Source organism: Flagellimonas sp. S3867 (assembly GCF_014698935.1).
GTDB lineage: Bacteria > Bacteroidota > Bacteroidia > Flavobacteriales > Flavobacteriaceae > Flagellimonas.
Map to the genome: position 1 here is coordinate 530,974 of NZ_JACVMN010000001.1, position 13,155 is coordinate 544,128.

The 13,155-nt window shown below is 41.0% G+C and carries 8 protein-coding genes; 1 reads left to right on the plus strand and 7 read right to left on the minus strand.

Translation table 11 applies throughout. From position 1 onward, the window contains the following. Nucleotides 1–12 precede the first annotated feature (12 nt). The 6 genes from IAG46_RS02420 to IAG46_RS02445 form a co-directional block, all read right to left on the minus strand. A complete protein-coding gene (locus IAG46_RS02420; protein WP_190808726.1) occupies nucleotides 13–1,722 on the minus strand; it encodes a SusD/RagB family nutrient-binding outer membrane lipoprotein in 1,710 nt (569 codons plus the stop codon). Between the two features lie 20 nt (nucleotides 1,723–1,742). Next, nucleotides 1,743–4,988: a SusC/RagA family TonB-linked outer membrane protein gene (locus IAG46_RS02425; protein WP_190808727.1), complete on the minus strand. Its 3,246-nt coding sequence runs from the start codon at nucleotides 4,986–4,988 to the stop codon at nucleotides 1,743–1,745. A gap of 229 nt (nucleotides 4,989–5,217) precedes the next feature. After that, on the minus strand, nucleotides 5,218–6,351 hold the full coding sequence (locus IAG46_RS02430) for an AraC family transcriptional regulator (RefSeq protein WP_190808728.1): 1,134 nt from the start codon (nucleotides 6,349–6,351) through the stop codon (nucleotides 5,218–5,220). Nucleotides 6,352–6,471: 120 nt separating this feature from the next. Next, entirely contained in the window at nucleotides 6,472–7,395 is a 924-nt protein-coding gene (locus tag IAG46_RS02435) for an AraC family transcriptional regulator (RefSeq protein WP_190808729.1), read from the minus strand. 160 nt (nucleotides 7,396–7,555) lie between these two features. Continuing rightward, a complete protein-coding gene (locus IAG46_RS02440) occupies nucleotides 7,556–8,554 on the minus strand; it encodes a type 1 glutamine amidotransferase domain-containing protein (protein WP_223826554.1) in 999 nt (332 codons plus the stop codon). A 263-nt stretch (nucleotides 8,555–8,817) separates the two neighbouring features. Continuing rightward, nucleotides 8,818–10,920: a translation factor GTPase family protein gene (locus IAG46_RS02445; RefSeq protein WP_190808731.1), complete on the minus strand. Its 2,103-nt coding sequence runs from the start codon at nucleotides 10,918–10,920 to the stop codon at nucleotides 8,818–8,820. Nucleotides 10,921–11,196: 276 nt separating this feature from the next. Between IAG46_RS02445 and IAG46_RS02450 the strand changes: the two genes are divergently transcribed. After that, a complete protein-coding gene (locus tag IAG46_RS02450) occupies nucleotides 11,197–11,817 on the plus strand; it encodes a JAB domain-containing protein (protein ID WP_190808732.1) in 621 nt (206 codons plus the stop codon). A gap of 143 nt (nucleotides 11,818–11,960) precedes the next feature. Here IAG46_RS02450 and IAG46_RS02455 read toward each other — a convergent pair whose 3' ends face one another. Continuing rightward, nucleotides 11,961–13,127 (minus strand): hypothetical protein, encoded by a 1,167-nt coding sequence (locus IAG46_RS02455; RefSeq protein ID WP_190808733.1) that lies wholly within the window; start codon nucleotides 13,125–13,127, stop codon nucleotides 11,961–11,963. Between the last annotated feature and the right edge of the window lie 28 nt (nucleotides 13,128–13,155).

Below are 13,155 nucleotides of genomic sequence, written 5' to 3' on the forward strand. Positions count from 1 at the left end.
TGCCCTTTTTTATTAGTTAGCCGCAGGAACCCCAGCAGTATCCCAGAAGACAGGCTGTTGTTGATCGGTTTTTTGATTGATGTTCGAGTTGTTGTTCACCGAGTTTGTAGGGTAATACATGGAGCGAATGAAAACATCCGGGTTCGGTTCTAAGTTCGGTTGTAGGGTCGTTGGGAACCCAGTTCTTCTATAGAAGTTGTATGGCTCCACCCCGTTTCCAAAACTTGCAATCCAGTACTGTTCTGCAAGGATGTTCCACCGACCATTGGCGTCGGCCGCATCCCAAGCCGCATCAAGGGAATCCCTGTAATTTGAGATGTCGGTAGCGGTCGGCTCAAAGGAGGCGTCCGCACCAGCCAATCTTGTGGAAGCAAATGCCTGTACCTTGGTAACCGACTTGTCATATCCAGCAAGCATCGCTGCCTTGGCGCCAACAGCATCTCCAGAGACCATTGCTGCCTCTGCAATCATGAAGTCGGCACCAAATGCGGTCAAAAGGTTGGAGATACCTGCCCCCGTGGCACCTGCCACCAGTCCAATAGCGGCGAAAGAGTCATCATCGAACTTGCCGCCCACTGGATAGGTTCCATATACTGTTCTAATAAGACCGTCCGGTGGGGTACCCTCGGCATTGCCATGATCACGTCCCCAATAGCCATTGGGAAGGTTACAGAAGGTAAAACCTCCATTAATATAATGTTGCGGTGGAGCCTGTAAAGAACAGGTGAGTGTTTGCTCATCAGGGTCTGTACCATCCTCGCCAGGAACAGTAGCGTTCTGCCTGTAAAAGTAGTAACGGATTCTGGGATCGTCAGTGGTGTCCATCAGGTTCATCAACCAGTTGGACATGTACTCCCCTGCACCTGAATCGGTATAGTTGATACCGTACCGTGGGTGTCTGTTATCTGGCTGAGAGGGACTAGTCGCTCCCCAGGCGAAGATAAGGTCGTCCATGGTATCATCGATATAGTTCCCGCTGGCCACAATGGCATTGAAATTTGCCAATGCACCACCATCGACCAATCTTCTCTGGAGGTAGACCTTCATCTTCAAAGTATTGCAGGCCCTTATCCATTGATTTTCGTTACCTCCATAATAGAAATCCGTCAGTGGCTTAGCTGAAGGATTACTGTTGAAGTTTGCAATAGCCCGATCCAACAATACCAACGTGGCATCATAAATGGATGCCCCCGAATCCGGTCCAGGGTTGAAATTATCATCAGCAATGGACGCCTCGGAATAAGGAACGTCTCCAAAGAAGTCCACCATGGTCACAAACAGATAGGCCTCTATAAACTGTCCTATCCCGATATGATGCGTAAGATCAGCTTCGGTTGCCAATGGTTCCATTGTCCTGATGTTGGCCAAAATTCTATAGGCATTGGACCATTCATCGGACATATCACTTCCCTGATAGGCGCTTACATAGTTCCTGCCTGCCATATTAACGATACGAGTAAGTTCCATTCCAAGTTCGTTGAAACCGTCACCGGTAGTGTTACCACCCGATGCCCAGTTATCATTAGGGTCGTTGTCCGCATCCCCTTCAAATTGTCTCACGAAGTCCTCTTGAATCGAGTTCAAAAGGAAATCCGCACTTGCCAAATCTGGAGTCAGAGCATTGGGATTCGATGTAAGATCCAATTCGGTGGTCTCACAGGAAATCAACACTAGCGCCACTGCGCAAAATGCTGTAAATATATTTGTACTTGTTCTTTTCATTATCTTTTAATTTTTTGTTCTTAGAATGTTGCCTTTACACTAAGACCATATCTTCTCGCACTAGGTCCGTTGATAAAATCAAAACCAGCTCCGTTGGATACACCCAGACCTGTGGTATTGGGATCGAAGTTTGCACCTTTAGGAGTGTTGATGGCTCTGAAATATAGATTGTTGCCGGAAGCCGTAAAGGTCAAATTTCCAAATGGGGTCTTGTCCAAGAACTTCTTTGGCAGCGAATAACTCAATGATGCCTCCTGCAATCTTACAGTGGTTGCATCGTATACCTGTAGTTCGTTTGGTCCAAAAAGGATATTGCTGAACCAGAAGGTGGAGTTGTTAATCTGCAGGTTGTTGATATTTCCGTTGGCATCAACACCTGGAAGCACATATGTATCTTCTCTGTCGATGGTCTCCGTAATCATTCCCCTACCCATAAGTGTGGAAATTGTACTAGAGTAGATATCACCACCCTGTGTATAGTTCCACTGGAAACCTAATGTGAAGTTCTTATAGGAGATATTATTCCTTACGTTTGCCACCCAGTCTGGGTTTGGATCACCAATAATGTCATCGTCGGGATCCTGTACGTAGTTACCATCAGCGCCCACTACAAAGTCCCCATTGGCATCCCTTAGGATACGGCTACCGAAGAACACGCCCAATGGCTCCCCTACAAGCGCTGCGTTACCAAGGTTGGCGAAACCTGAGTATATAACTTGATCTGTATCCAGACCAAGGTCAAGTACGGTTGTCTCGTAGGCGGTAAAGTTAAGGTTGGTCTCCCAGCTGAAGTCCCCTTCCTCTTTACCCCTGAACCATTTAATGCCCAAATCGGCCTCTATACCCTTGGACTCAATCTCACCAATATTCACCGCAACAACTCTAGTTCCAAGATCAGCTGCTGGATCCAATGGCCTATCCAAGATAAGATCATTAGTGTTCCTTTTGTATACCGAAGCATCCAAAGAGATGCGCCCGTCCAACCAGCGGGACTCGAAACCAATCTCAATTTCTTCTAAGGTCTCAGGCTTGAGGTTTGGATTACCTGTTCTAACTCCCACTTCGTTAGTCACTATATTGGCCCCTGACCCGTCCTGTACATCCTGTGTGTCCAAGATAAGTGTACTTGCGATCGGATAGGCAGAAGACTCAAAGTTTGCTGATACCCCGATACCTCCTCGGATTTTCAGGTAGTTCAGTATGTTCTCCGACTTCAGGCCATCGATGGCAGCGGTCGGTATGAACGAAACACTGGCAGATGGATAGAACTGGGTCCTATTCTCCTGTGAGAAGTTCGATACCCAGTCATTGCGTCCTGCAAAGGTCATATATACCCAGTTGTCATAGTCAAAATCAACCTGTCCGTAAAGCCCTACTAAGTTTCTTTCTACAAATGCCTGGATTTCGTTCTGATTCAAGTAGTTGAAGTGCCTCAGCACGTTGAACACCTGTTGACCATCACTGGCCACACCGTTCTGGTCAAAAATTTCACGTCTTGAGGTCGCACCCGCGTTGAAGGTGGTCCCGATCTTGTCAGTGACATCGTAATCACCATTTATAAGAACATTGTGGTCCCAGATGGTGTTGGTATTGTTCCAAGTTTCATAGAAACCGCTCACCGTTCTGGCTCCACCACCGATACCACCCTTATTCTGGAAGTTGGTGTTGTTCTCACTATAGATATCGATACCAGCTCTGTATACTAGATTTAGGTTATCGCTGATGTCATACTGGATGGAGGCCTGACCGAATACCCTATTGGTCCCCTGGAAACTTCCAGCGTTGTTCGCTGTCCATAAGGGATGCTGGATATCATTGGTCTGTCTGTAGTAGACGCTACTACCATCGATAGGGTTCTGGAAAGGCAATCCTTGAACGTCGATACTCCTTGGTGTGAACCAAAGGTGACCGAACACTGACGAACCAGTACCAGTGGAACCGTTACCTTGGCTCAATGCTACAGGAGGTGATGTGAACTTCGTCCTTGCAAAGTTCAAGGTCCCCATTGCCGTAAACCTGTTGCTCAATTTGGCCCTACCACCTACCGAAAGGGTGTTACGTGTAACACTGTTGTTGGGTGTGAAACCGTTATCCTTAAGGTAACCGTAGTTTACGTTGTAGCCTATCTTTCCATCGTCAGAAGCTCCCCTAACGTTTATGGAAGTGTTGGCGACCGTTCCTGTTTTGAAGAAGTTCTTGACATTGTCATAGGGTCTCCAGTCATATCTGGCTCCCTGGAACTCAGGGAATGCGGCTTGAACAGCGGCTGTTGAAGTTGAGTATGGGTGGGCCAATGTACCGTTGTCATCAATGGCTGCCTGACCTCCCCATCCTGCTGCCCCCTCTCTTCTGAAGCTTGGGCCCCAGTTAGAGAAAAACCACCCGAAAGCTTGGTCAAATCCGTTCCCAAATTCGTTCTGAAAATCTGGAAGTGATGCGATCTCGTTGAAGAAGATGGATGAATTTACCGTAATCTCGGTCTTCTTAGGACCAGCAGCTCCGCTTGAACCACCTTTGGTTGTGATAAGAATCACTCCATTTCTACCTTGCGAACCATAAAGTGTGGCGGCTGCAAGACCTCTAAGAACGTTTACGCTCTCGATACTATTGGGGTCAAGGTCAAGGAATCTACTAGATCCGTTGTTTCCATTAACAAAGTCGTTTCTGGCACCCTGTCTACCTTGTGAGTTGGTATCGGTGCTAAAAGGGACACCATCTACAATGAACAGCGCTTGGTTACTGGAGCTGAATGTTGAAAGCCCCCTAATTATTATATTTGTACCTGAACCGGAAAGACCACTTTGGTTTGTTATTTGTACCCCGGCAGCCTTACCTTGAAGGACCCTGGCGACATCACCATCTGGTCTCTGTTCAAGATCTTCGCTACCTACCTCGGTAACCGCATAACCCAGCGCCTGCTTCTCTCTTTTAATACCAAGAGCGGTAACAACCACTTCTTCCAGGGCTTGGGTATCGTCCTCCATTTGGACATTGATTACACTCTCAACGCCTATTGCCCTACTTGCGGGTCGTTGCCCTATATAGGTGAAAAGAAGTGTTTGACCTTGACTGGCACTGATCGAATAGTTTCCATCAAAATCTGTTTGGGTACCGTTGGTGGTACCTTCGACGACAATGTTGACCCCAGGTAATGGCAGTCCGGAGGAATCCGTAACTGTACCACTAATTGTTTTCTCCTGGGCAAGGGAAGAGGTGCAGCAAAAAATAAATAGCACCAAAACCCTAAGCAGTTTTTTTACTTTCATAGAATTTGAGTTTCGTTAAAAATTATTGAGTTAGCGCAATTGAGAAAGGAAGGTGGGAGTGAAGCTTTTGATAGCTAATTCAAAATAACTTCTAAAATGAGAACAAAACACACGTGTTTTTTCCCAAGAAGTAAGGCTTCTCACCACCTTACCTTTACAATTGCGGGGTAAAACAACATAAATGATAACTCATAAATGCAAAGCCTTATAAACCTTTCGATTTTTGCCGTTAATAATTAAAAACTCTATTTGTGTCCAAAAGCTGTTCACGGTATTTGGAAGGAGTGAGGCCCGTATTTTTTTTGAAAGCCTTATTGAAAGAAACTGTATTGTTGAACCCAGCTAAGTAGCCCACCTCAGATAGGGTGACTTCTTTTTTCTTAATTTCCAGAAGTTCTACGGCCTCAGCAACTCTATGCGAATTAATGAAATCAAAAAAATTAGAGTCAAAGTACTCATTGATAATTTGCGAGGCATGGTGTCTGCTCGCACCCAAAAGTTCGGCCAAATTATCCAATCGTAATTCACTGTTCAAATGTGGCTTGTCATTTAACATCAAGGCTTCCAGTTTGCCTTTGAGTTCTAGAGAATAATTTTTAGAAAGTCCTGTCTTTTTGTATTTAACGGAAGGGATTACGTTTTCAACTAGCGTGTCGTTAAAAATTGTATTATAATTAAACGCAAAAATTGTAATTATAAGTGCCAAAATTGGAAGGAAAAGTATAATGCCATAGTCTTGTTCCGAGGATAGAAAACCAAAAAAATACAATCCGTAATACAATGTAAAACTAAATACGCAACCAAGAAATACCAAGATAATTGCCCGGGTCCAAGTTCTTAGATTCCCATTTCCCTTGTACGTTTTCCAGTATTTATTTACAATAGTAATCCCATAGGTAACCATAATGAGAACCAAAATAGCATCAAAATAACCAAATGGAAATAACTGATATGCATTTACACTTTCTTCACCATTCAAAAACAAATTCATTTTGTTGGTGCCTAAGAAGAAGTAAAAAGGATTTATTGCAGTTACGGAGTATATCAAAGGGATAAAGTGCCAAAAGTCTTTCTTTAAACTTATCGATTTGTCTGTGATAATCTTTCGAATATAGAAAAAGAACAAAGGGGCAAAAGATGAAAGGGGGATATAATATGTTAGAACGAAATGGGCACGTTGCCCATTGAATAGCAATTGCGTCCAAAATAGTACGGTTAAGATAAACATCCAAGAAGTAATCAATAAAAAGAAAGCCCAAAGAATGTTGGTGTATTTTGTGTTGGATTTTCGAAATACAAAAAGAATAGCAATCAGAAGTGATTGAAATGCCAACACCAAAAACAATAAATAGGTGAAATCCATATTTTTTTTAGTAATTAAATCTGAAAGTAATCAACACAAGGCTTATAGGGATTACAAATTGATATTTGCCCTTTATTGTTTGACCAAAGATCAAAAAATGGAAAATCTACTTCTATAATACTATTTGGAACGGGAATTGTTTTCCCGATAGATAGAAGGTGTAATTCCTTCAAATTTTTTAAAGGCACTATTGAATGAAGATAAACTGCTAAAACCGGAATCAAAAGCAATGGAAGCAATGGTGTAATTCTCGCTATCCGAACTCACAAGTAGTTTTTTTGCTTCTTGAATCCTGTAATGGTTGATGAAATCATTAAAATTTTGCTTGGCATGTTGATTAATGATTTCCGAAGCCTTTTGTGTTGTTATACTGATCAATTTACTAAGACTGGAAAGTGATACATCTGGTTCCAGATAGAGCTTGTTCGATTCTATAAGTGTGGTTATTTGGTTGAACAGGCCCGAATCGACATTCTTTTTAAATACATTTCCGTCTATATCTGTCACTTTATGTTGAAATGCTTTAAAACTTAGAAAGTAAACCACCATGGAGTACATAATTGGTCCTGTTATGTAGGGAACGGTATCTTCAATAATATTTAAAAAATATGAAATCCAAATAATTACAAAACCCATAATCACAAGACCTAACCAAGTTAGAATTGCTTTTTGGGATTTTGTTCTCAATTCAACCGGAAAGTTTCGCTTTGCTTTTCTAACTGCTCTTGCGGCGTTAAAAATGTAAAAGGCGAAATGGAGATAAATAAAGATAAGAACACTGCCAAAAATGATAACAACTTCTTTGCTATTGGTTTCAAACCAATTTTTTGTCACAAAGAGGCTTCCCAAGAACAACAACCCAAATGGTATTAATTCTATGACATAATATTTTGGCAATTTAAAGGCAACCGTGGTCATTCCTGAAACGTACCAGCGCAATAATGGACCTATCAGCAATAAAAAAGCCAAGCCCGTAAAAATAAATACGGGCTCTAAATCGTTGCCAAAATTCAGCATAACAGACTTACCTATTCTAAAGGCCATAAAAACCAGAATTAAGGCCAATATGTAATTGGATATTGTTTTTTTCTTCTTAAAAAAGCATAGGTAAAGTGCAAATGCTATTCCATGTAAAAGACCTGCACTGCTAATTATGACAAGAAGTATATCCGATAAGCTCAAGAAACTATTTTTCCAAATTTACCTATATTTTCTCTGTTTGGGATTCACATTTTTTGGCATACGAAACTAAACCAATGAGATTGGGAAAATCACCCAATTGACCTTTCATTACGGAAATTATACCGTGTTTTGCCAATAAAATCCTGTCCATGGATTTCTTTTCCTTTTGTAGGGTTTCAATCATTTTCCTTGCCTGCTTCTTCCCATGTTTCTCATAAGCTAGTAAAACTTTCATCGCATTTTCCTCAGCAGTTATTTTCCTATATTTTGGGGTATACCCCAATTGCTGAACCATCCGCTCTGCCAAGCTCCAGGTTGACCAAGGGTTTTGACCTGTAATCAAATTACGGTCGTGGCTAATTTTATCCAAATACATACCACCTTCATTAAACCTTGCGCCTTGTTCAATCATTTTATCCTGCAAAAGGAAAGGGAATATTGATTTCGCATCGGAGATTAACAACAGTTCCTCTTTATTGGTAAAAGCGCTAACGTTTTTGTTTTCCAATAGATGATGTCCATTATCCAATTTCACGTTGACCAAAGCTGAGGGTCCATGACATACTGCTCCAACAACTTTGTTGGACTGGTAATAATTTTTTACCAAGGATTGAATTGCTTTATTATCGGGAAAATCGAACATCGCTCCTTTTCCTCCCACAAAAAAAACCGCTTCATAATCTTCTGCAACAACATCTTCCATAGCAATGGTATGGCTTGTTTTATTTTGTGCAATTGAATCTTTTAAAAATGCGAAGTCAAAAGCCCCCATATCTTCATCATCGATAACCACAGGTGGCTTCCCTCCTTTTGGACTTGCTATATCCACCTCAAAACCATTGGCTGTAAATACATAATACGCTCGCGCCAACTCCGTTAATTCGTACCCTGTGGTTTTATCACTATCTCCCATCATATCCATACTCGTAACCACCGCCAGTATCTTACCTCTGTGTGATACGATGTTTTCTGATAAATAAGGTAAATCATTTACTGTTGCCAATTCAACGCTATGATCCATCGGAGGTAATAGACTTTTAAACCAAAAACCAAAACAAACTATTCCTACTATTAAAAAGACAATAAAAAGGGATATCCATTTAAGGACCCGATATTTTTTAAACATAACTTTTCGTTTACAATTATTGGCTAAATAAGAGTAGAAAGCCAACAAAGGCTGTCGAAATGATAATTTCGTCAGAGTAAAAAATCATTTTGTAACCGAGAAAGTATTCTGTTGCCTTTTAATGAAAGTTTACAGGCAACTTTTATATATACTTCAATTTAGGCCCTCACCAAATTTTGTTGAATATTGTCGGGGACCGTCTCAAAAGAAGAGAACACCGAATTAAAAGTGGCCTTGCCCTGTGTAAGCGAACGCAGGTTGGTGGAATACCCATACAGCTCTACCTCTGGGGTGTTGCATTTGAGGATTTGATAGCGATCCGCATTGTCTATCCCAAGGATGATAGATCTGCGTGACTGTAGATCAGTCATTACACTGCCCACCATTTCTTCAGGTACTTTTACAGTTAATTCGCGAATGGGTTCTAACAACTTGGGTTTGGCATTTAAAAATGCAGCCTTAAAGGCATGGGCACCTGCAATTTTAAAGGCTATGTCGTTCGAATCCACGGAGTGCATCCGCCCGTCGTGGACCATAACCCGTACATCCCTTATGTACGAACCTGTTAACGGACCTGACTCCATCACCTCTAAAATTCCCTTCCTGATAGACGGCAAATACCGAATGTCGATTACCCCACCCACAATACAGTTATAGAAAACCAATTTACCACCCCATGGTAGCGCCACTTCTTCCTTTCCTCTAATATTGAACCCTTCGGGTTCTGGCATGCCCTCGTACCAGGGCTCAATTTTTAGATGTACCTGAGCAAACTGCCCTGCCCCACCAGATTGCTTTTTATGACGGTAATTGGCCGTTGAAGAACGTTTTATGGTCTCCCTGTATGCAATCTTTGGTTGTTCAAATTCCGCTTTTACCCCATAGCCATTTTCAAGTATCCATCCTATGGTTGCCAAGTGCAGTTCACCCTGACAGCCCAAAATCTGTTGCTTCAATTCTTTGGAATAGCTAACCACCACCGTGGGGTCTTGACTATGGAGTTTCTTTAAAGCATCGCTCAATTTTTCTTCATCGGCCTGCTTTAACGCCACTACAGATTTACTGGTTCTGGGCTCTGGATAAATTATGGGCCTTATGGTCAACTTATGACCTTGCTTGTACAGCGTATCGTTCGTCTCTGTATATTTCAGTTTTAGGGTAGCACCTATATCCCCTACCATCAATTTTGAAACGGGTTCCCGTTTTTTTCCATCCATAATAAAGAGTTGGTGCAGAATCTCGGTCTCTCCAGTTCTGGAATTCACCAATTTATCATTGGCATTGACCACCCCGGATTTTACTTTAAAGAAAGTTAGCTGCCCCAAGTTGGGCATATGCACTGTTTTAAAAATGAACAAGGCCGTTGGAGCTTCTGTTGTACGCAAAACGGTTTTGTCCTCCACACTCTGCTCCGGTTTTAAATCGGCCGCAGCGGGGGCCACATTGTCAATAAAGCCCATTAGCCTTCCACTGCCCATATCCTGAAGTGCGGATACGCAGAAAATGGGAAAAAGTTCATGGTTCAGCATCCCAGCTTTAATACCCTGGCGCATTTCGTCCTCGCTCAGTGTTCCTTTTTCAAAGAATAGTTCCATTAAATCCTCATCGTTCTCTGCAGCTTTTTCCACCAGTTCATTGTGCAATTGGTCGGCCAGCTCTTTTTGATCTTCCGGTATGGGCAATTTTTCGGGCTTTCCGCCTTGCGGAGGAAATTTGTAGAGTTTCATTTTCAATACATCCAAAATGCACTGAGCTCCATCAACGACCAAGGGATATTGAATCTTCACCGCATTATTGCCCACCAATTCCTTGATTTCCTTAAAACTATCCTCAAAATTGGCACTTTTATGGTCTATCTGGTTTACGACAAACAAGGTGGGTTTATTGTAATGATCAATATGGTTCCAGATGATCTGGGTGCCTATCTCCACCCCGTGACGGGCATTTACAACGGTCACAATGGTATCCGCCACCCTTATGGAAGAAAGTATCTCGCCAATAAAATCATCCAGGCCCGGAGTATCTATAATGTTGATCTTATAATTGCGCCATTCGGTATGCAAAGGGGTAGCAAAAACAGAAGCACCTCTCTGGTGCTCTATTTCATGATAATCCGATACCGTATTTTTACCTTCCACCGTACCTCGCCTATTGATCAGGCCGGCCTCAAAAAGCATGGTCTCGGCCAAGGTGGTCTTACCGCTGTTGTGGGCACCCACAAAAACAATGTTCTTTATGTGTTTGTCATCGTATACCTTCATAACCCTAATGTTTAGTGTATAAAAATCCCAATTTCTTTGTTCTTAAAACATGACATTTAGCACCTCTTTATCTGAAATAAAAAGTGCTTTTGGCATAAAGAGAAGTGTTGGAAAAATTTGGGTTTATTGGATTCATTATCAATATAATAAATATCTAGTGAGCATACAATATGTGTTTTAAAAGAAAGCAACCTAATGGGAAGGTTATTTTGTAATTGCCAATTTTTATTGCTTTTGCCCGCTCGCAGCATTCCCCACAAATTGTATATTTGAAATATGAACGTCCGTCTTACCAAAGAACAGAAAATTAAGGTCTTAAATTCTGTTGATATCTACTTTGTAATGCAGCAGATATTGCTGCGCGAAAACAAAATCCGCCGTAACCAAGAACATTTTTGGGTAGTGGGGCTCGATACCAAAAACAAGGTTTTATTTATAGAATTGATAGGCCTTGGTGCGGTAAACCGGGTAAATGCCGACCCGCCCGATGTGTTCCGTATGGCCATTTACAAACTGGCGGTAAAGGTGATCTTGGTGCACAACCACCCTAGTGGCGTTGTGGATGCCTCTAAAGGAGACCATGAGTTTACCGACCGTATGCTAAAGGTGGGCAAGCTGATCAATATTGAAGTAGTGGACCACCTGATCATTACCGAAGACGGTTATACCAGCTTTGCCGATAAGGGGATCATGGGCGAACTACGCAAGTCTGGACTGTTTGAGATCATGGGGCCCGAAAAAAAGGAGCTGGAACAATGGAAGATTGATACCGAGCGTAAAAGGGCCGAAAAACAAAAGGCGAAGGATATTGCCAAAGAGCTAAAAGCTCAAGGTGTTGATGTTGAAATTATTAAAAAAGCTACTGGGTTGAGCGATGCTGCGGTGAGGAGGTTGTAGTGGTAGTCGGTTTGAGCATTCAACAGAACTTAGAATGAATCAATTTGAATTTCATGAATCAAAGCCAATTATTTGACAATAACATTCTAGCTTAAGTAGGAGTCGAAGGAGAAACCATTAGTTTATGCGCTTTGTCAAAGACATCATATTTTTTTATAATTGGATTTCCACCAGCTATAACTGCCCAATTCTCTTACAAGTGGTTCCAGACTCTCATCAACATTTTTTTGAGCATCAAAGGTACATTTGCTGGCAAGAATCTCAGAAATTGCCCTATACTTAGCTGTTAACAGAAAATAACCAGCTTCAATATTGTCAATGGTCTCTTCCTCTTTCCAAGAAGCTAATATTTCTTCATCAGTCATATCTTCTTGCTCATTATAAAAGTTATCAAGATCTCTTACTTTGTCAGTTTTTAAGGAATAATTTTTGAATAAATCGAAATCTTCCTTTGACATAGAATTTTTTATCGACTCAAACTGAAACATAGAAATGAAAGCTCCCATTGGATAATTAAAACCAAATTTCCTTGGAATGTCTTTTGGATTGAAAAGCATAGGGTGATTTATATAATAACACCAAAGTATAATGTTTATAGTTGAATTCAGTTCTAACCAAAAATAAAAAGTATCCAAGGAATACTCATGCTGTAATTTTCCTTCTCCTCGATTTGAATCAATTGGTTTATAAGCATGAGAAGAAGTTGTAGAAATATTCTTTAATATGAGTTGAATTTTCTTTTTTATGGGTTTGGTAAAACTATTGTTTGGCAAAAAACTATTTACCATTTTCAAGTTACTTGGTGCAATCCCGTTTTTGAAATATTCTGTTAAAGGAGCAAATGAATCATTTTGTTGACACTTGAAGTCAAAATAATTTTGTTTTATGTTGAATTCTATAAAAGTTCTTAATAGGTGTGATGAAGCTGATAAATAATTGTTCAATCCACAGTAAAAATACTCTCTAAGAATGTGTAAGCCTTCATAATAAAAATAGGACTTTCCCGTAAATGTTTCAATACTATAGTCATTGTATATCACCCCTTCGAATGCATCCTGAATGTTTATTAAACTATTAATTTTCCACTTAAGGTTTTGAAACAAGTCTTGATATGGAAATTCCTTATCCTTTTCTAAAGTATCTAAAATAATCAATGCCTCTTTAGAGAAACGACTTTTATCTAATTTCAAAATAGTGGCTAATTCAATTGAATCAATATTTTCTTTTTCCGTGGTTGCGCTCACAAACGAGCCTACGATTGTTTCTTTTTGAGAATTGAAAATATTTTTGAATAGTTCCTCTTTTGTCATTGTTACGGACTTCCATTGATAAACAATA